1 protein-coding gene is annotated in these 23,760 nt (G+C 49.8%); it reads left to right on the forward strand.

What is annotated here, in order from left to right; translation table 11 throughout:
• Window positions 1-23,727: a non-ribosomal peptide synthase/polyketide synthase gene (locus MKY24_RS00420; protein WP_339201227.1), complete on the forward strand. Its 23,727-nt coding sequence runs from the start codon at window positions 1-3 to the stop codon at window positions 23,725-23,727.
• The last annotated feature ends 33 nt before the right edge of the window (window positions 23,728-23,760 follow it).

Raw genomic sequence — 23,760 nt, forward strand, 5'->3', positions numbered from 1 at the left:
ATGAATGACATGCAGTTATATGATTTAACAAATGCGCAGAAGCGTATATGGTATACCGAATTACTCTACCCAGATACGTCAGTGTCACAGCTTTCCGGTACAGCTAAGATGAAGGGGCACATCAATATTGCTGCCTTTATGCAGTCCATTAATTTGATTATCAAACAGTATGATGCGTTCCGCATCCGTATTACTTCGGTGGATGGAGTGCCTCAGCAGTACGTCGTTCCTTATGAAGAGAGACAGCTGGAGTGCCTGGATCTTAGCCACTATGAAAGTGTATCTGAGGTGGAAGCCTTACTTGAGCAACACAAAAGCAAACCTTTGCCCCTGCTGGATTCTGAGCTCTTCCAGTTTTTAATTGTGAAGATTAGCGAGGAAGAGTATTGGATTAATATCAAGATGCACCATATTATTTCTGACGGAATATCAATGGTGGTCTATGGCAATCAGCTGACAGCATTTTACATGGAGTTAATTCAAGGAAATGAACCGAAGCTGGGCGACGATTGCTCGTATATTCAATATATTGCAGATGAGAATGCATACGAACTTTCTGACAGATACCAAAAGGATAAGGCTTACTGGCTGGATAAATTTTCTGATTTGCCTGAGCTTACGGGTTGGAAGTCATATAATCCGTTATCTTTAAGCACCCACGCCGTTCGGGAGCATTTTACCGTACCAGAAGTGCTATATCACGAGCTGCAAGCATTTTGCCAACAGAACAGGATTTCTTTGTTCCAGTTCTTCATGGGTGCGATGTATATCTACATACACAAAATGACGAATCAGCCGGATGTGGTGATTGGCACTTCGTTCGCTAACCGGGGGAACAAAAAAGAGAAGCAAAAGATAGGTATGTTTGTCAGCACCGCTGCTGCCAGAACATACGTCAAAAAGGATATGGATGTGTTGAGCTTCCTGCAGGATGTAGCCAGAGATCAGATGTCAGTCCTGCGGCATCAGAAGTATCCGTACAATCAGTTAATTCAGGATCTTAGAGAAATGCATGGTAACAAGGATATTCAGCGGCTTTTTGGCGTTTCAATGGAATATCGTCTTATCAATTGGGTTGATTTGGATGATGTGCGCATTTTGACGGATTATGATTTCTGCGGGGACGAAGTGAACGATTTCGTGCTTCATATCGTGGAGATCCTGGATGAAGGCGAACTGGTACTGGATGTCGATTATCGGACGGAGCTGTTTGAACGCAGTGAAGTTAAGGACATGGTTTCCCAGTTGCTTACGATCGCCGAGCAGATCATTCATTCACCTCAGCTTTCTATCGCAGAGGTAAACTTATTGGGTGAACCAGAAGAGCAATCCATTTTGGCTCTTTCGGAAGGCGCTGCAGTCGATTATCCACGTGAGAAGACCATCCATGGCTTATTCGAGGAACAAGCCGAGCGCACGCCAGATCACGTAGCCGTTCAGATGGACGAGCAGAGCATTACATACCTAGCTCTAAACGAGCAGGCTAACCAGCTTGCGAGATATTTGCGCTCCGAGGGAGTAGTTGCAGATACGCTCGTAGGGATTATGGCTGACCGTTCCTTGGAGATGGTCATTGGGATGTTGGCCATTTTGAAAGCAGGTGGTGCCTATGTACCGATTGACCCTGATTATCCCGAGGAACGTATTCATTATATGCTGGAGGATTCAGGGGTCCGTCTGTTGCTCACCCAAAGTCATCTATGGGAGAGCACCACTTTTGACGGAAAGCTTGTGAGTTTGGACGAAGCTACAACGTATACAGGAGATGCTTCCAATCTGGAGAGTATTTCGGGACCAAGCCATCTGGCCTATGTTATCTACACGTCGGGTACGACCGGCAAGCCAAAGGGCACGCTGATTGAACACAAAAATGTAGTTCGACTGCTCTTTAACGATAAAAATCTATTTGATTTCAGCTCTCAGGATACGTGGACGCTATTCCATTCGTTCTGTTTCGATTTCTCCGTTTGGGAGATGTACGGAGCGCTTCTTTACGGAGGGAAATTGGTGATTGTTCCATCTCTCACAGCCAAGAGCCCAGCAGCTTTCCTGGAGTTGTTGAAAGACAACCAAGTCACCATTTTAAATCAGACGCCAACGTATTTTTATCAGGTGCTACAGGAAGAGTTAACGCACTCTTCGACAGAGCTTGGCCTTAGAAAAATCATTTTTGGTGGAGAGGCCTTAAGTCCATCTCTTCTGAGAAACTGGCGGGTCAAGTATCCTGATGTGCAGCTGATTAATATGTACGGAATTACGGAAACAACAGTCCATGTCACCTACAAGGAAATCACGGAACATGAGATTGAAGCGGGGAAAAGCAATATTGGCAGAACGATCCCCACACTTAGCGCTTATATTCTCGATGAGCAAAGACGGCTGCAGCCTGTTGGGGTTCCGGGAGAGCTATACATTGCAGGGGACGGTCTTGCCCGTGGGTATTTGAATCGGCCGGATTTGACGTCTGAGAAATTCGTTGAGCATCCGTATCGGGCGGGAGAGCGGCTGTACCGAACTGGGGATCTTGCTCGTTGGTTGCCTGATGGCAATATTGAATATTTGGGACGGATCGACCATCAGGTCAAAATTCGCGGCTACCGAATTGAGCTTGGCGAGGTAGAAGCCCAAATTCTCAAGGCTCCGAACGTACGAGAAACGATTGTCCTCGCACGGGATGACGAACAGGGCCAAAAATTGCTGTGCGCCTACTATGTAGCCTCCAGTGATCTTTCGCCGGGGGAATTGCGGTCTCAGCTGGCAGCGGAACTCCCCGCTTACATGATTCCTTCTTATTTTGTCCGGCTGGAGCAAATGCCGCTTACGCCAAATGGCAAACTGGATCGCCGTGCGTTGCCGGCTCCTGAAAGCAGCGTACAATCCGGCGAGGCTTATTTGGCTCCGAGAACTGCTGTGGAAGCTCAGATGGTACTCATCTGGCAAGATATCTTGGGAGTTACCCGCGTCGGTGTCAGAGATAATTTCTTTGAAATTGGGGGTCACTCTTTGCGGGCAACAGTGCTCGTTTCACGGATTCACAAAGAATTGGGATGTAGCATTTCGCTGCGTGAGGTGTTTCAGTCACCTACGGTCGAATCCTTGGCGCAACTTGTGAAAAAACACATTCCGACCCTGTACGAATCCATCCCGCGGGCAGCGGAAAGCGAAGCTTACCCAGTGTCCTCAGCGCAAAAGCGGTTATACGTGCTGAGACAGATGGACGGGGGAGAGCTTAGCTACAATATGCCAGGGGTCTTCACAGTGGATGGACCATTGGATCGCACGCGGCTGGAGTCCGCGTTCCAGGCACTGATCCAGCGTCATGAATCCCTGAGAACCGGCTTTTATATGCAGGATGGAGAGCTTGTTCAGCGTGTGCATAGGAATGTGCCGTTCGCGTTGAACTACACAGAGGCTTCGGTGGAGGAGACGGATACGCTCATTCACAGCTTTATTCGTGCCTTTGATCTGAGCCAGGCTCCATTACTGCGTGTTAGCTTGGTGAAGCTCCAGGAGGAGCGTCATCTGTTGCTGTTTGATATGCATCACATCATTTCAGATGGGGTTTCTATTCAAATATTGATAGAGGAACTTACTCATTTGTATCAAGGAGAACAGCTACCAGAGCTGCACATCCAGTACAAGGATTATGCCGTATGGCAACGGGAACAGTCAGAGAACCAATGGCAAGATCTTGAGAAATATTGGCTGCAATCCTTTGAAGGAGAGTTGCCGGTATTGGATTTGCCTACAGACTTCCAACGACCTTCGGTTCGGAGCTTCGAGGGTAGCCGAATTGATTTTACATTGGATGAGTTTGGAAATAAGGCAATACAAGAGCTTGCATCCCGTACAGGTACTACACTGTATATGGTATTGCTGGCCGCTTATTCGGTACTACTGCACAAATATACAGGACAAGAGGACATCGTCGTAGGTTCTCCAGTAGCCGGAAGACCGCAGGCTGAGCTTGAGGGCATCATCGGAATGTTTGTCAACACACTGGCCTTGCGCAGCTACCCGGCAGGAGATAAAACCTTTCAGGATTATCTTCTGGAAATCAAGGAAACGGCGCTCAAGGCGTTTGAGCATCAGGATTACCCTTTTGAAAAATTGGTCGAAAAGCTGGGCGTAGGACGTGATGTCAGCCGCAATCCGCTCTTTGACACCTTATTGGTATTACAAAATACCGAGCAGGAAGAGCAGGATATGGACGGAGTGCACTTTACTCCTTACTTGATGGACACCGTCACAGCCAAGTTTGACCTGTCCCTCAATGTAGAGGAGAAGGGATCAAAATTAGCCTTTGGCCTCGAGTATAGTACGGCTTTATATCGGCGTGAAAGTGTAGAGCGACTTGCAACGCACTTGCTCCGGGTTCTGCATGCAGTCTCGGCCAATCCTCAGTTGCAACTGGCCGAGATTGAAATGATCACACCGGAGGAGAAAGTACAAATCGTTGAAGTATTTAACGCGACATCGGCTCCTTATCCAAGGGACAAGACCATTCATGAGCTGTTCGCAGAACAAGTCAAGCGTACACCAGAGCAGACGGCGCTTGTATTCGGCGATGTCCAGCTAACGTACCTTGAATTGCAAGACAAGGCGAGCCGACTGGCCCAAACACTGCGTCGTTTGGGAACGTTGAGGGAGCAGCCTGTGGCCGTAATGGGCGGACGAAGCATCGAGATGGTCATTGGTATGCTCGCGGTGCTTCAGGCAGGTGGAGCCTATGTGCCGATTGATCCTGATTACCCGGAAGATCGGGTTCGTTATATGCTTGATGATTCCGACGCCAAGCTATTATTGGTGCAAAAGGGCGAGCTTATAAGTGTAGACTACGGTATACCGATTGTCGATCTTAGCAGTGAAGAGGCTTATGCTGCTGAGCCTGCCCAGCCGGAGACGGCTCAGGGATCGCAGGGGCTTGCTTATGTCATCTATACATCGGGTACGACGGGGAGACCGAAGGGCGTTATGGTTGAACACCGGAACGTGGTCCGTCTGGTCAAAGAGACCAATTATGTGGAGCTGAATGAATCCACACGAATTTTGCAAACAGGAGCCGTGGCCTTTGATGCTTCTACATTTGAGATATGGGGAGCGTTGCTTAACGGTGGGCAGCTCTATTTCGTAGAGAATGACGACATTCTGATTGCTGATAGGCTCAAAGCGGCTATTGCCAAGTACGGGATTACAACATTGTGGCTTACGTCACCCCTTTTCAATCAGCTTTCCCTGCAGGATGAGTACCTGTTCAGAGGGCTAAAAGCATTGTTAGTCGGCGGTGACGTACTGTCTCTATCTCATATGAATCGTGTAATCGAGGCTAATCCTGATCTTGTCCCTATCAATTGCTATGGTCCGACAGAGAATACGACCTTCTCCACCACCTACAAGATTCCAGATCGTGCCGAAGGGGGTGTGCCGATTGGTCGCCCAATTAGTAATTCGACCGCTTATGTGGTCAATGGATCCCTGCAATTACAGCCTATTGGTGCTTGGGGTGAACTCATTGTCGGCGGTGAAGGTGTAGCGCGCGGATATCTCAATCGTCCTGATCTCACAGCAGAGAAATTTGTTCCTAGTCCTGTGAAGGACGGAGAACCCTGCTACCGAACTGGGGATTTAGTACGCTGGCTTCCAGATGGTAATTTGGAGTTTAAAGGAAGAATTGATGAGCAGGTCAAAATACGTGGTTACCGCATCGAACTCCCTGAAATCGAGGCCCAACTGGCCAAGGTGGAGTCGGTAATCGACGCCGTAGTGGTCGTTCGCGCGGACGAGCTTGGCGAGAAGCAGCTTTGCGCTTATTATGTGGCGGATCGTACGCTCACGGCAGGCGAAGTACGTCTTTCCCTATCGCAGGTACTTCCAGGCTATATGATTCCATCCTACTTTATCCAGATGGATCGTATGCCATTAACATCAAACGGAAAGGTGGACCGCAGGTCTCTGCCGGCTCCTCAAGTAGGCGCGCATACAGGACGGAAGTATACAGCTCCTCGTACACCGGCTGAGGAAGCTTTGGCATCTGTCTGGCAAGGGGTGCTGGGTGCCGAACAGGTGGGTATCCATGATAATTTCTTTGAATTGGGTGGAGACTCCATAAAAGCTATTCAGGTGTCGTCACGGTTACTGCAGGCCGGCTATCGGTTAGAGATGAAGCAGCTGTTCAAATCGCCAACCATTGCCGAGCTAGGCGCTGAAATACAAACGGCTGTGCATATGGCTGAACAGGGAGTTGTGCGTGGAACGACTCGCTTGACTCCAGTCCAACAGTGGTTCTTTGGACGGAAGCAGGCAGAGCCTCATCACTTCAATCAAGCGGTTATGCTGTATCGTGAACAGGGATTTGAGGAAAAGGCCTTGCATCAGGTGCTAAGAAAACTCGCTGAGCATCATGACGCCCTTCGCATGGTTTTCCGTCAGACAGAGCATGGCTACGAAGCTTGGAATCGTGATCTTGAAGAAGGAGAGCTTTATAGCCTGTTCACCGCTGATTTACGGAATGAATCCGATCCGGCTGCAGCCATTACATCGCTGTCGGATAACATTCAGCGCAGTATCAATCTGGCAGAAGGTCCGCTGCTGAAGTTAGGACTTTTCCATTGTCAGGATGGAGACCATCTTCTGATCGTGATCCACCATTTGGTGGTGGACGGAGTATCCTGGCGGATTTTGTTCGAGGATATTGCAGCAGGCTATGAGCAGGTGATTCAAGGACAAGCGCTGACATTCCCGCAGAAGACGGATTCCTTCCGTGACTGGGGAGACGCCCTTGCTCGTTATTCGGAAGGTCCTGAAATGGAGACTCATCGGGCGTATTGGAGGGAGCTGGAGAATCAGCCACTCGAACAGTTGCCGAAGGATGAGGCTGTGGAAAGCCTTCTTTTACAGGATAGCAAAGTAATAACAGCACAATGGACTATAGAAGAAACCGACCAATTGTTGAGAAAAGCCCATCGTGCTTATCAAACAGAGACGAATGATCTGCTATTGACTGCTCTGGGCATGGCGGTATCCAAATGGTCTGGCATCGGAAAGGTTGCTGTGAATCTGGAAGGACACGGTCGTGAGCCGATTATACCGAATATCGACATCACCCGTACCGTCGGCTGGTTTACAAGTCAATACCCGGTGATTTTAGACTTGGGGGATGACCCAGAAGTGGCCTCCTTGATCAAGTCTGTGAAAGAAGGGCTGCGCCGAATTCCGAACAAAGGTATTGGCTACGGGTTGCTTAAAACGATGGCAAGTCAGTTGGATGAAGACAGCTTCAGCTTGCAGCCTGAGATTTCTTTTAACTATTTGGGGCAATTTGATCAGGATTTGCAAGGCAGCTCGTTGCAGATTTCTCCTTATCCGACCGGAAGCGCCCAAAGCTTGTTGGAGGAACCAGCCTATACGCTAGATATCAATGGCATGGTGACGGACGGAGCCCTGACTCTGACGATTACTTATAACGGAAAACAGTATAAGTTATCTACGATGGAACAGCTCGCTGGATATATTGAAGAAAGCCTGCGAGAGCTTCTCCAGCATTGCGTAACCCAAGAAAAAACCGTATTGACACCAAGCGACGTGCTTGCGAAGGGTCTAAGCATTGCCGATCTGGAGGAGCTTTCTAAGCAGACCAGCCACATAGGCGATATTGAGAATGTATATAGTCTGACGCCGATGCAGAAGGGCATGCTGTTCCATGATATGTTTGAGCCGCATACAGGTGCTTATTTTGAGCAGGCTGCCTTTGACTTTAAGGGTAGCTTTGATCCGACTGCATTCGGACACAGTCTGGATGCCGTGGTGGAGCGTCATGCCATCCTGCGCACGAACTTTTACAGCGGATGGGGCAGCGAGCCTTTGCAGGTTGTATTTCGACACAGAGGCGCTAAATTGGTGTACGAAGACCTGCGTGAGATGAATGCATCGCAGCGCGAAGCTTACCTGAAGACATTTGGTGCTAAGGACAAAGCACAGGGCTTCAACCTAGCTGAAGACGAGCTTCTCCGTGTATCAATTTTACAAACAGATGAAGAGAGCTTCCGCCTCTTATGGAGCTTTCACCACATCGTCATGGATGGCTGGTGTGTTCCGTTAATTACGCAGGAGGTATTTGAACACTATTTTGCCCTCCTGGAAGGAAGAGAGCCGCAGCTGGCAGAGGTCCATCCGTACAGTCGATATATCGAATGGCTGGAACAGCAGGATGAAGCAGTTGCGTCCAACTATTGGAGCCGATATCTGGCCGGTTACGAGCAGCAGACGCTTTTACCTCAAGTCGGTGGAGCAAGTAAGGGAGAAGGCTATGTAGCAGAAAAGCTGAATTATCCTCTCAGCAGGGAATTGACTGAGCGCCTTGAAAAGGTGGCCAGGGATGCTCATGTCACGATGAATATATTGCTGCAGTCCCTCTGGGGCATTGCGCTTCAACGCTACAACGGTAGCCGGGATGTCGTGTACGGAAGTGTAGTATCAGGCCGACCAGCAGAAATTCCGGGCATTGACCGGATGATCGGTTTGTTCATCAATACGATTCCCGTTCGTGTGAAGACAGAGGAGAATCTCCCCTTCACCGTTCTGATGAAGCAGCAGCAGGAACAATATATGGCTTCTCATATGTATGACACCTACCCGTTGTTTGAGATTCAGGCTCAGACGGATCAGAAGCAGGATCTAATCTCCCATATTATGGTGTTTGAGAACTATCCTGTGGAGGAGGAGGTAGAGCGTCTGGGTGGTGGCGAGGCTGCCTTTGAGATTGAGGAAGCGGAGCTTCTTGAGCAAACGAATTATGATTTTAATTTAATTGTCCTCCCTGGCGAAGAGATGAGATTGCTGTTCCAGTACAATGCACTTGTTTATGACCAAGTGACAATTGGGCAAATCAAGGGCCATCTGGTTCACCTTATGGAACAAATTGTAGAGAACCCTGCTATTTCCGTGGATGCACTAGAATTAGTCACGCCGCAGGAGAGAGAACAGATTCTGAACGTATGGGGAAATACAAAAGGCATTTACGAGCACTGTAACACGTTCCACGGGCTATTGGAGGAACAGGCGGGACGAACGCCGGATGCGACTGCCATTTGGTTCGAGGACGAGAGTCTGACCTATGCCGAGCTTAATGCAAAAGCCAATGGACTGGCGAGAAGGCTCCGTACTCAGGGAATCAAGACGGGAGATCTGGTGGGACTGATTGCTGAACGGTCGCTCGAAATGATCGTTGGGATCTACGGCATTATGAAAGCCGGGGGTGCCTATGTTCCAATCGACCCAGAGTATCCGAAAGAACGAATCAGTTATATGCTTGAAGATTCCGGAGCGAAGCTGATCCTTACACAGGCCCATCTCTTGGAACATCTCGGATGGACGGAAAATGTTTTGCTGCTGGATGAATCATCGACCTATGATGCCGACACCTCGAATTTGGAGGATACTGCTGGCCCGGATGATCTGGCTTACGTGATCTATACTTCAGGTACGACCGGTCAGCCTAAGGGCGTATTAGTCGAGCATCGGGGACTACCAAATCTTTCAAACGTATATGGGGCACACTTCGAAGTTACACCGCAGGATCGGATCGTTCAGTTTGCAAGCCTGTCGTTTGATGCATCGGTTTCGGAAATTTTAACGGCGCTGAGCCATGGGGGTGTTCTGTGCATCCCTTCTACAGAAGATATTTTAGATCATGCCCTGTTCGAGCAGTTCATGAACGATAAGGGGATTACGGTAGCGACTTTGCCACCCGCTTACGCTATCCACCTTGATCCAGAGCGTTTGCCAACACTGCGGTGCCTGCTAACCGCTGGATCGGCCGCATCGGTCGAGTTGATCGAAGAGTGGAGGAAGCATGTACGTTACTCTAATGGCTATGGCCCAACGGAGGACTCCGTATGCACCACAATCTGGTCTGTCCCGGACAGTGAGGAAGCAACGGATATTGTATCTATTGGACGACCTATTGCTAACCATAGTGTGTACATCTTGGATGACCATTTTAGATTGCAACCTGTCGGTGTAGCTGGAGAGCTATGCATTTCGAGTATCGGATTAGCACGGGGGTATCATAACCGGCCTGAGTTAATGGATGAGAAGTTCGTGGACAATCCGTTTGCTACAGGAGAGCGTATGTATCGGACGGGTGACCTGGTTCGCTGGTTACCGAATGGAACCATCGAGTACTTAGGCCGAATAGATCATCAAGTCAAAATCCGCGGCTACCGTATCGAGCTAGGCGAGGTAGAAGCACAAATGCTCAGAGTGCCGTCCGTTCAGGAAGTCGTAGCCATGGCTGTAGAGGGCGATGACGGCTACAAAGATCTAGTCGCTTATTTCGTAGCTGCTCAGAAACTTGAGGTATCCGAGCTTCGGGCCGTCCTGTCGGAGATATTACCTGGATATATGATCCCTTCCCGCTTCATACAACTGGAGGATATGCCTCTGACGTCGAACGGAAAAATCGATCGAAAAGCGCTGCAGGGCGAGCGTGGATGGGCAGCGGCTTCATCTGAGGCTCCAAGGACACCTGTGGAAATTCAATTAGCCGAAATCTGGCAAGAGGTGCTGGGTGTAGAGAGCGCGGGAGTGAAGGATAATTTCTTCCATTTTGGAGGTCATTCACTGCGTGCAGCCCTGCTAGTCTCACGAATTCGCAAGGAAATGAATCGCGAGATTAGTCTGAGAGCAGTGTTCGAGTCTCCTACTATTGAAGGATTGGCTCGTGCCATTGAGGGCTATACACCGCTGGATTTCGAAGAAATTCCTACAGCGGGAGCGAGAGAGCATTATCCATTGTCCTCGGCCCAAAAACGACTGTTTATTCTAAGTCAGCTGGAAGGTGGAGAGCTGAGCTACAATATGCCGGGTATCCTTACCGTTGAGGGAGCTTTGGATCGGGAACGGCTAGAGCAGGCATTCCGTCGTCTAATTCATCGTCATGGTTCGCTGCGTACTCGTTTTGTGACCGTGAACGGTGAACCTGTACAGCAGCTCCTGACGGATGTTCCGTTTACTGTGGAATATGCGGAGTTGAGCGAGGAAGAGGCAGGAGCTACCCTTCAGCAGTTTGTCCGTCCTTTTGATTTAGGTGTAGCTCCATTGCTGCGGGTCGGCCTTATTCGAATTGCACATGAGCGCCATTTACTATTGTTTGACATGCATCATATTGTCTCAGATGGGGTTTCTATGAATATTCTCATAGAAGAGTTTCTCCGCTTCTACCAAGAGGAGGACGTATTCCCTGAACTACAGATCCAGTACACAGACTATGCTGTATGGCAGCAAGAGCAGCTCGGAAGCGAGCGTCTTAAGGCCCAGGAAGCTTACTGGCTGGATGCTTTCCGCGGAAGCTTGCCAGTGCTGGATTTGCCAGGGGATGAAGTTCGTCCTGCGGTGCGAAGCTTTGCGGGCGATCGAATCGACTTCCAAATTGATTCTTCTCTGAGTGCTTCACTTCAGGAGCTGGCTACCCGAACGGGTTCCACTCTGTTCATGGTACTGCTGGCAGCCTATACAGCGCTCTTGCACAAGTACACAGGTCAGGAAGATGTCATTGTCGGTTCACCTGTGGCAGGAAGATCCCATGCGACACTCGAAGGTCTCATCGGTATGTTCGTCGGCACAGTGGCACTTCGTACTTATCCAGAAGGAGAAAAGCCTTTCGAGGCTTATCTGCAGGAAGTGAAGGAAACAGCGCTGCGGGCCTATGAAAACCAGGATTACCCGTTCGAGGAGCTGGTAGAAAAGCTGGAGCTTCAGCGTGATTTGAGCCGTAACCCGCTATTTGATACCATGTTTGTCCTGCAAAATATCGAGCAGGGAGAACAAGAAATAGAAGGATTGCGCTTCACTCCTTACGATAATGTACATCCGGCTGCCAAGTTCGATCTCACGCTGACCGTGAGTGAAGCAGACGGGGTATTGAACTGCACGCTTGAGTACGCGACTGCGATCTACAAACAAGAGACTGCCCAGCGGATGGCAGGCCACTTTGTACAGCTTATTCGGGAAGCCGTCTCCAATCCGGGAATGCCGTTGTCATCCCTTGATATCGTGACACCTCAGGAAAAATCAAGGCTGATGAAAGCGCCGGACGAAGCCAAGGCAGATTATCCTCGTGACAAGACGATCCATGCGCTGTTCGAGGAACAGGCTGCACGTACTCCGAATGCAGTGGCAGTCGTATGTGAAAATACAGCCCTGTCCTACAGCGAGCTGAACGAGCGGGCCAATGGACTTGCCAGAATGCTAAGGGAACGTGGTTTGCAACCAGACGGTTTGGCTGGAATTATGGCGGATCGTTCCCTTGAAATGGTGGTCGGGATTTTAGCCATCTTGAAGGCAGGCGGAGCCTATGTCCCTGTAGACCCTGAATATCCAGAGGACCGCATTCGCTTTATGCTTGAGGATTCGGGAGCCAAGCTACTGCTGACACAAGCGCATCTGGAGCAACGTGTCTCCTTCGCTGGGGACATCGTAAGTCTGGATAAAACGGCTTCCTATAAGGAAGATGTCTCAAACCTGCAGCCTGCAGCCGGACCGGAGCATCTTGCCTACGTCATCTACACATCGGGCACGACAGGCAAGCCAAAGGGAACGCTGATCGAGCATAAAAATGTAGTTCGCTTGCTCTTTAATGATAAAAATATGTTTGATTTTGGTCCTCAGGATACGTGGACACTGTTCCATTCATTCTGTTTTGACTTCTCTGTATGGGAAATGTACGGAGCATTGCTGAACGGAGGACGGTTGGTCATCGTTCCATCGCTTACCGCGAAGAGTCCAGATCGTTTCTTGCAATTGCTTAAGGATCAGAAGGTCACCGTTTTGAACCAGACACCGACGTACTTCTATCAGTTGCTACAGGAAGAGCTTGGTCATCAGGCGGCAGAACTGAGCCTCCGTATGATTATCTTCGGTGGGGAGGCATTAGCCCCGGCCCTGCTCAAGGAATGGAGAACGAAGTATCCGCAAGTACAACTCATTAACATGTACGGCATTACCGAAACGACCGTGCATGTAACCTACAAGGAAATTACAGAGTTGGAAATTGAACAGGGTCGCAGCAATATCGGCACCACGATTCCGACACTGCGGGCGTACATTTTGGATGAACAACGCCGTCCACAGCCGATTGGCATTCCAGGTGAACTTTATGTGGCGGGCGTAGGTCTGGCGCGAGGCTATCTGAACCGACCGGAATTGACGGAAGAGAAGTTTGTCGCTCATCCGTTTGAAGCGGGCGAGCGCATGTACCGCTCGGGTGACTTGGCACGCTGGTTGCCGGATGGAAGCATGGAGTATTTGGGACGGATTGACCATCAGGTAAAAATCCGTGGTTACCGTATTGAGCTGGGCGAAGTGGAAGCGAAGCTGCTCCATGCTCCGTCTGTAAGGGAGGCCGTTGTGCTCGCCCGGGAGGATGGAAGTGGACAAAAAGTGCTTGTCGGCTATTTCACTGCCGATCAGATGCTGACGGTAGGCGAGTTGAGAAAAGCCTTGGCTGCCGAACTGCCGACTTATATGATTCCATCTTACTTTATGCAATTGGAACAGATGCCTTTGACACCCAATGGCAAGCTGGATCGCAAAGCGCTTCCGGCTCCAGAGGCCAATGTGCAGACGGGGGCGGTTTATGAAGCGCCGAGAAACGCAGCTGAGGAAGCTTTGGCTTCCGTATGGCAAGGTGTGCTGGGAGCGCAGCAGGTTGGCATCCATGATCATTTCTTCGATCTGGGTGGTGACTCCATCAAGGCGATCCAAGTGTCCTCGAGATTGTTCCAAGCTGGATATAAATTAGAGATGAAGGATCTCTTCAAATATCCGACAATTGCCGAGCTAAGCCCGTATCTTCAGGCAGCTGGACGTATAGCGGAACAGGGCGAAATTAAAGGTGCAGCAGAGTTAATGCCAATTCAGCGTTGGTTCTTTGAACGCCATACAGCGGAGCCGCACCATTATAATCATGCCGTCATGCTCTATCGGAAAGACGGCTTTGATGAGGCTGCACTCCGGTTGACAATGGACCAAATTGCGATCCATCATGACGCGCTGCGCATGGTTTTCCGGCCTACAGAAGCTGGATACGCAGCTTGGAATCGGGGAACGGACGAAGGCGAGCTCTACACATTGGACATTGCCGATATGCGGCAGGCGGAAGACCAGACAGCTGCGGTTCAGGCCCAAGCCGATGCCATTCAGGCAAGCTTTGACTTGGAAGGTGGCCCACTGTTCAAGCTAGGCCTGTTCCATTGTGACGATGGCGATCATTTGTTGATTGTCATTCATCACCTCTTGGTTGACGGCGTATCCTGGCGCATCCTGTTTGAGGACATTGCAGCGGGGTACGAGCAGGCATGGAATGGACAAGCAATCGTCCTTCCACAAAAGACCGATTCGTATCTTGTATGGTCTGAGCAAGCGACGAAGTATGCAGCAGGGCCTGCTCTGGACAAGGAGCGTGCATACTGGCAGCTGATTGAGGAGGCGATTTTGGCCCCACTGCCGAAGGATGAGGATCAGAAGCCGGGCACCATTCGGGATACTGAATCGGTTACGGTAACGTGGTCTGCGCAGGAAACTGACCTGCTGTTGCGACAAGCGAACCGGGCGTATCATACGGAGACGAATGACTTGCTCTTGACTGCTCTGGGGGCAGCCATTCAGCGCTGGACAGGCATGGAGCAGATTTTGGTCAATCTTGAAGGACATGGACGGGAAATGATCGTACCAGACCTGGATATTACCCGTACCGTGGGTTGGTTCACAACCCAGTATCCAGTTCTGCTGAACCTGCAAGGCAGACAGGAAGTATCTGCGCGAATCAAGCGCATCAAGGAGAATTTGCGAGAGGTTCCGCATAAAGGAATCGGCTACGGTCTTCTGAAGTATATGGCACTGGAGAAAAGTGTTGGATTCGGCGTGGAGCCGGAAATTTCCTTCAATTATCTTGGGCAGTTTGATCAGGATTTGGAGGGTAATGCCCTTAGCCTATCCACACATTCAGTTGGTAAAGCGCTCAGCGATCTCACACCACAGCAATATGCTCTGGATGTGAATGGCATGATTGCCGAAGGCCAGCTATCACTGACGATTACGTACAGCAGCAGGCAGTATCGTAAGGAGACGGTGAGTCATTTTGCTGAATTATTACAGTCAAGCCTTAGTGAGGTCATCCGTCATTGTGTGGCTCAGGAGCGTTCACAGCTTACACCAAGTGATGTTCTGTTCCAAGGATTAACATTGGAGCAGCTTGATCGACTCACGGCGCAGACGGCTCACATCGGAGAGATTGAGGATGTGTACAAGCTGACGCCAATGCAGAAGGGAATGCTGTTTCACAGCCTTCTGGAGCCGGGCTCCTCTTCATACTTCGAACAGGCAACGTTTGAGCTGCGTGGCAGCTTCGATGTAGATACCTTCTTCGAGAGCTTCCAGGCTTTGGTGCAACGACATGCCATACTACGTACCGGCTTTTACAACAACATTGCTGATGTACCACTGCAAGTTGTCTTTAAGCAACGGTTAATCCCTCTGCACTACGTAGATTTGCGCGACGCATCTATGCAGGAACAAGAAGCCCGAATCAAGACTTATATTGCTGAAGATATGGTTAAGGGGTTCAGCTTGTCAGAAGATCCGCTGATGCGGGTGACCGTCTTGCAGAAGGATCAAAGCTGTCTTGTATTGTGGAGCTTCCACCATATTGTCATGGATGGCTGGTGTATCCCGATCATTACACAGGAGCTGTTCGATTATTATTCTGCCAAGAAACAGCAAGTACAGCCTGTCCTACCTCCAGCTCAGCCCTATAGCCGTTATATCGAGTGGCTTGATGCACAGGATGATCAAGAAGCTTCAACGTATTGGAGCCAATATCTTGAAGATTATGACGGGAACACCGTATTGCCGGAAGGTAAAACGAAATCTCAAGCCAAAGAGGCGGGCTATGTTCTGAATGAGCATGTTCTCCATCTGGGTGCATCCTTGACCAGTAAAATGGATGTTGTCGCGAAGCGCAATCACGTGACCGTCAACACACTCATGCAGACAGCTTGGGGACTGATTCTTCAACGTTATAATGCCAGCTCGGATGTCGTTTTCGGCGGCGTTGTGTCGGGTAGACCCGCTGAGATTGCAGGGATCGAAAATATGGTGGGTCTATTCATCAATACAGTACCTATCCGTGTACAGTCATCCAAAGACGAAGCCTTTGTCGAAGTGATGAAACGTACACAGGCACAGTCATTGGCTGGTCGTGCCTACGACACCTATCCACTGTATGAGATTCAGGGGAAAACAACCCAAAAGCAGGACCTGATTTCTCATATTATGATCTTTGAAAATTACCCGCTCGACGAACAGGTGGAGCAATCGGGTAATCAAACGGAGGACAATCTCGAAGTTGCCAACTTCACCATGTTTGAACAAACCAACTATGACTTTAACCTGGTTGTAATTCCAGGCGAAGACATCAAGGTCTGCATTCGCTATAATGCTTCGGTTTACGAGCAAGAAAGCATTGCACGAATCGGAGGACACTTGTTGCAGATGCTCGATCAGGTGGCTGCTCGTCCGCAGGCGACGATACAGGATCTGGAGATTGTAACATCTGAGGAACGGATGAACCTGCTTGACTGGGGCGGCAAGGCCCATACCTATCCAAGTGATCAGGGGCTGCACACCTTGTTTGAGGAACAGGTGGTCCGTACGCCGGATAAGATTGCGGCAGTAAACGGCGACATCCAGATCACGTATCGGGAGCTGAACGAGCAGGCGAACAGACTAGCTTCCACCTTGATAGACCAAGGACTACGGAGTGAACAAGTGGTAGGTCTGTTGGCAGATCGGTCTGTAGAGCTGCTTGTCGCCATCATGGGTGTACTCAAAGCGGGTGGAGCCTATGTACCTATTGATCCTGAATATCCGCAGGAGCGGATTCAGTATATTCTGAAGGATTCTGGCGCTGAAATTCTGCTCACACAGAGCCACCTGACTAAGTTGGCCTCTTTTGAGGGAACGGTTATGGAATTGGATTCCCCGCACATCTACGGAACCGAGGTGGATAATCCCAATATTCCTGTTGGAGGAAACGATCTGGTGTACTTAATCTATACCTCGGGTACAACCGGAAATCCGAAGGGAACCATGATTAACCACAAAGGGATCGTGAACTACATCTGGTGGGCCAATAAGGTCTATTGTGCTGGGAAACCAACGGATTTCCCGTTGTATTCATCCATTTCGTTTGACTTGACGATGACATCAATGTTTACTCCGTTAATAAACGGAGGAATAGTGCGGATTTATGATGGTATAGATAAAGCGGAGGTTGTTCAGCATATTTTGCGCGAAAATGCGGTCGATATTCTCAAGCTGACGCCAACGCATCTCAGTCTGATAAAAGACATGACCATTCCAGCGGAAAGTCGTATTCAGCAACTCATTGTGGGCGGAGAAAATCTGACCACACATTTGTCCAAAACGATTACCGACCTCTTTGGTGGCAACATCAAAATCTACAATGAATACGGTCCGACCGAAACCGTCGTCGGCTGCATGATTCACCTGTACGATCCTGCGAAGGATACACGGGAATCCGTACCGATTGGGTTGCCGTCCGACAACATATTCATCCATATTCTGGATGATCAGCTTCGTCTCGTACCGTTAGGCGTGGAGGGCGAAATGTACATCGCCGGGGACGGGGTAGCCCGTGGATATCTGAACCGTCCTGAGCTTACCGCAGATAAATTCATTAGAAATCCGTTCGCTTCGGAAGGAAATATGTATCGCACTGGGGATTTGGCTCGTCGCCTTCCTAATGGAGACATTGAGTACATTGGACGCATTGACCATCAAGTTAAAATACGGGGCTATCGTATTGAGCTTGGTGAGATTGAGGCCAAGCTGCTGGACATTCCACTTGTCGAGGAAGCTCTCGTTGTTGCGTGGGCAGATGCTCATGGGCAGAAATCGCTGTGTGCTTACTTCGTAGCTGATCGCGAAATGTCTGTCAGCGAGCTGAGAGACGAACTGTCTGCCGGACTGCCTGCATATATGATTCCGTCTTACTTCGTCCAACTGGACGTGATGCCTCTGACACCGAATGGCAAGCTGGATCGCAAGGCACTGCCTGAACCGAACTCGGGTATAAAGGCGGGAGCAGACTTTACCGCTCCGCGGACGGATGTGGAGAACATTTTGGCTTCAATCTGGCAAGGTGTACTCGGCGTGCCGCTTGTCGGCATACATGATAATTTCTTTGAGCTTGGAGGTGACTCGATCAAATCCATTCAAGTATCCTCAAGGCTTCTCCAAGCAGGCTATAAGCTTGAAATGAAGGATTTGTTCGGTTATCCGACAATTGCAGAGTTGGCGCAGCGCGTTAGTGTGGTCAGCCGAATTGCGGATCAAAGCGAGGTACACGGAGCGGTAAGACTGGGGCCTGCCCAGCACAGATTCTTCCATGAACAGTCTATGGATCTGCATCACTTTAATCAGTCGGTCATGTTGTACCGACGGGATGGCTTCAATACCGATGCGCTCGCCGAGGTTGTTCGGAAAATTGCAGAGCATCATGATGCTTTACGACTGGTGCTCCGCCAAGGAGAGCAGGGGTTGGAGGCCTGGAACCGGAGCGTGGGTGAGGGAGAACTCTATAGTCTCCAAATCCATGACCTGTGGGATGAAACAGACCCCGCTTCAGCGATAGAAGCAGGTGCGGAAGCCATTCAGCGTAGCATCTCTCTGGAGGATGGACCTCTCTTTAGACTGGGTCTGTTCCGCTGTGTGGAAGGCGAACATCTGTTGATCGTTATTCATCATCTGGCTGTGGATGGCGTATCCTGGCGTATTCTCTTTGAGGACCTGCAGGAAGGCTACGAGCAGGCAGTACGTGGAGAAGCGGTCAAGCTTCCACAGAAGACGGATTCGTACCGTGCATGGGTTGAGGGAATCACACAATTTGCAAACAGCCCGGCGGCTGAACAAGAACTCAGCTATTGGGCAGAGGTAGAGGGAGATGGCTTTGCCCCTCTTCCAAAAGACAAGGTAGACGGCGCTCTTCTCATCAAAGACAGTGAGGCTGTCACGGTGAGATGGTCACCAGAAGAGACAGAGCAGTTCCTGAAAGAAGCGAACCGCACTTACAATACGGAGGTTAACGATCTGCTCCTGACGGCTCTGGGTATGGCTGTTCACGAGTGGACGGGAATCGAACGTGTAGGCATCCTTCTGGAGGGACATGGGCGGGAGCCTATTGTGCCGGAACTGGATATTACTCGCACAATAGGCTGGTTTACAAGTCAATACCCTGTCGCCCTTGAGATGGGAGGGGAATTGGAGATCGGCGCCAGAATCAAGCACATTAAGGAAGGCTTGCGTCGTATCCCGAACAAAGGTGTCGGATATGGTATTTTGAAATATTTAAGCGGCGGTTCTGGTGTCTCCTCCTTCTCGGCTGAACCTGAGATTACCTTCAACTACTTGGGACAGTTCGACCAGGATCTTGCAGGAGGGACGATGGAAGTATCGCCTTACTCAGTAGGACCTGAGGTCAGTGAGCAGATGGTGCAGCATCAGACATTGAACATTAATGGACTGATTGCCGAAGGACAGCTTCAACTTTCGGTCAGCTATAACCGTCATCAGTTCCACGGGGAGTCTGTGGCTAAGTTTGTTGACATTCTGAAGAACCGTCTCAGCGAAGTCATTGGACATTGCGTAAGTAAGAAAAGAACAGAACTTACACCAAGCGATGTACTCCTCAAAGATATCAGCTTGGAAAAAATCGAGGAGTTAGAAGAGCAGACACGGCATATCGGCAGTATTGAAAATATGTATAAACTGACGCCGATGCAAAAAGGAATGTTGTTCCACAGCTTGCTGGAGCCTCATTCGGAAGTCTACTTTGAGCAGGCCAAGTTTGAAATTCAGGGAGCATTCTATCCTGAGGATTTCAAACGCAGCTTAAAATATCTGATGAAACGGCATGCCATATTGAGAACCAATTTCCATGCCGGGTGGGGCGATTTCCCTATTCAGATTGTGTTCAAAGAAAGAGCATGTGACTTCGTATACGAGGATCTGCACGAGCTGGAAGCCGATGAAATTCAAGCGCGTCTTGCAGCTTATACTGCTCAGGACAAAGCAAGAGGCTTTAATCTTGCTGAAGAAGCATTGCTGCGTGTTGCTATTCTACGTACAGCAGAAGAGGCTTACCATTTGCTGTGGAGCTCTCATCACATCATTTTGGATGGCTGGTGTATGCCGCTTGTGCTCCAGGAAGTGTTTGAGACGTATGGGGTTCTGCGTGAGCAAAGGGAACCTGAGCTTCCTGCAGCTGTATCGTACAGCCAGTATATTCAATGGTTGGAGAAGCAAGGCGAGGAAGAGGCATCCTCTTACTGGAGAGGGTACCTGGAAGGCTACGAGCAGCAGACGAAGCTGCCACAAGCCATCACACAGCCATCGGCAAAAGCAGAAGCCTACGTGTCGGAGAAGCTGGTATTCACGTTGGATGCGGAACTGACCGATCGCCTGGAACAGGTGGCCAAACAGCATCAGGTGACGATGAATACGCTGATGCAAGCAGCCTGGGGAATCGTGTTGCAGCGTTACAATAGAAGCCAGGATATCGTCTTCGGAAGTGTGGTATCGGGAAGACCTGCCGAGATTCCGGGTATCGAAAGCATGATCGGTCTCTTCATTAATACAGTTCCGGTTCGGGTACAGGCCGAGGGAAGCGATTCGTTCTCCCATGTGATGAAAAGACAGCAGGAATTATATTTGGCAGGACATGCTTATGATTCCTATCCGCTCTATGAGATTCAAGCACAGAGCGAACAAAAGCAAGATTTGATTTCTCATATTATGGTGTTCGAAAATTACCCAGTAGAAGAGCATTTGGAAGAGAAAATTGCCAGTGAAGAGGCTGAATACAAAATTACGGATGTTCAGATGTTTGAACAGACGAATTATGATTTTAACCTCATTGTGCTGCCGGGTCGTAATCTGGAGTTCTTGTACCGTTACAATGCCCGCGTCTATGATCGGGAGAGCGTGGAACGAATTCAAGGACACTTGACGAGAATTCTGACAAGCGTTGCTGTTCAACCTGCTATCCGTATTGATGAGCTGGAGCTGATCAGGCCAGAAGAGAAATCGCAGATTATAGAGGTGTGGGGCGATACAGCAGCTCCTTATCCGCGTGAGCAGACCCTTCACGGTATATTTGAGGAAAAAGCAGCACTCACACCGGATTGTACAGCACTTATTTACGGTGAAACGGAGCTTACCTATGGAGAACTTCATCAGCAGGCGAACCGCCTTGCACGTACGCTGCGTGCCCAAGGGGTCAGACCGGACCAACCAGTCGGCATCATGGTCGAGCGTTCGCTTGAGATGATCATTGGCATTCATGCCATTCTAAAAGCTGGCGGGGCCTATGTACCGATTGATCCGGAGTTCCCAGAAGATCGTATTCGCCACATGCTGGAGGATTCGGGAGCGAAGCTTTTGCTGACGAAGAACCATCTCAAAGATCGTTTTCCGTTCACTGGCACGATCCTGGCACTTGATGATCCGCAGGCGTATCATGCGGATAGCTCGAATCTGGAGCCAATTGCGGGGCCGGAGCATCTGGCGTATATCATTTACACGTCAGGTTCAACCGGCAAGCCGAAAGGGGTAATGATTGAACATCGCGCTGCCGTCCATACGCTGAGTCAGTTGGAAGCTGAATATCCGATGTTGGCAGGCGACCGTTTCCTGCTCAAAACGACATTTACCTTTGACTTCTCCGTGCCGGAGCTGTTCTGCTGGTTCTTTGGAGAGGGGACTCTCGTGATCCTGCCACAAGGCGTGGACAAAGACCCGATGGCACTGCTAGGGGCCGTGGATACGAACCGTATCACGCATCTCAATTTGGTGCCGTCGATGCTCAGTGTGCTCGTTCAATACTTGAAAGAAAGCGGCGCCCAAGGATTCCTTACTCTGAAATATCTGTTTGCCTGCGGCGAGACGCTGCCTGCCAAACTTGTGGAAGAGTATTATAAAGTATCTCCTTACGCAGTACTGGAAAACATCTACGGTCCTACGGAAGCAGCCGTATATGCGACTCGGTATACAACGAGCCTTGAGACTGCGGCTCTAACGCATGTGCCAATCGGCAAACCGTACGCTAACGTCCAAGTATGGATGATGGACAGCGCTTCTCAGGTATCACCTGTGGGGGTACCGGGAGAACTCTGCATTGCGGGCGAAGGGGTAGCGCGGGGGTATTTCAACCAGCCGGACCTGACGGCAGAGAAGTTCATTCCTCACCCGTACAAACCGGGAGCACGGATTTACCGAACGGGCGATTTAGCCCGATGGCTGCCGGACGGGAATATTGAGTATTTGGGACGGATCGATCACCAGGTAAAAATCCGGGGTTACCGCATTGAGCTGGGAGAAGTGGAAGCACAAATTTTGAAAGTGCCATCTGTGCAGGAAGCGGTTGTTCTTGCACTGGCTGATTCTACTGGAAGTACTCAGCTTTGTGCATACTTTGTGGCCGAAGAGGGGCTTACAGCGGGCGTACTACGCGAGGCACTGGCCAGCGAGCTGCCAAGCTACATGATTCCGACTGCTTTCGTACAGTTGGCACAAATGCCGCTGAATCCGAATGGCAAATTGGATCGCAAAGCGCTACCGGCACCGGAAACACTTCTGCGGAGCACAGCGGAGTATATCGCGCCGCGTACGCAGACAGAAGTAGAACTCGCTCAGATTTGGTCCGAGGTGCTCGGCGTACAGGAAATCGGGATCAGGGATCATTTCTTTGAACTTGGGGGCCATTCCCTGAAAGTATTGGGCTTGATCCAAAGGATCTCGTCCGGTATGGGCGTCCAGCTCCCACTCCAAGTCGTGTTTAATCTGCCGACTGTGGAAGAAATGGCGCATGAAATTTCCAAGCTGCAGGCAACAACTGCTGCTAATGAAGAGGAAATGGAAATTATCCGCTTCCCAGGGAAAGGAACGCTCAAAGTGTTTTGCTTCCCTCCACGGGTAGGCCACTCTCTGGGGTACTATGAGATGGCCAAGGAGCTGGAAGGGCTTTGCGAGGTGTACGGGATGGAATTTATCGGCGATCGTTTCCAGGGTCAAGATATGCTGGATCGATACATCGATGCCATCGTGGATATTCAAGCAGAGGGCCCATATGTATTCCTGGGATACTCACTTGGAGGAAATCTCGCCTTCGAGGTAGCGAAAGCCATGGAAAGCCGAGGTCACCATGTTAGCGACCTTATTATGGTAGATGCTATGAGAAAGATGTCCAAGGATGAATCGACACCGGAGGAGCTTGAAGAGATTGTCGAGATGGTACTGGACAGCATTAGGGACCAGTACAAAGCATTCCTCGCCGATCCAGTGGACAGGGAGCGAGTCATGGACAAAATGTTGGTTTACTCCGTCTACCGCGATGAGCTTATTAACTCAGGTGAAGTTCATGCGAATATCCATGCTCTAATTGCAGAGGATGATAGTATTGGTCCGGATACATCATTAGATAAATTGTTATGGCAACAGGCGACACTTGGTCAATACAAAGAATACGAAGTCATCGGAACGCATGATGTGCTGCTTGATTCCGGTTTTATTGGGGAAAATGCTAAAGTACTGAGACAGATACTTGGCAAGGTCGCAGAGGCCCCATCTAAAAACAAGCCCATTTTGTCCTAAGCTCAATCAAGCATAATAAGTGTTAGGCAGCAA

It is taken from the genome of Paenibacillus sp. FSL P2-0322, assembly GCF_037975315.1.
GTDB classification, from domain to species: domain Bacteria; phylum Bacillota; class Bacilli; order Paenibacillales; family Paenibacillaceae; genus Paenibacillus; species Paenibacillus polymyxa_B.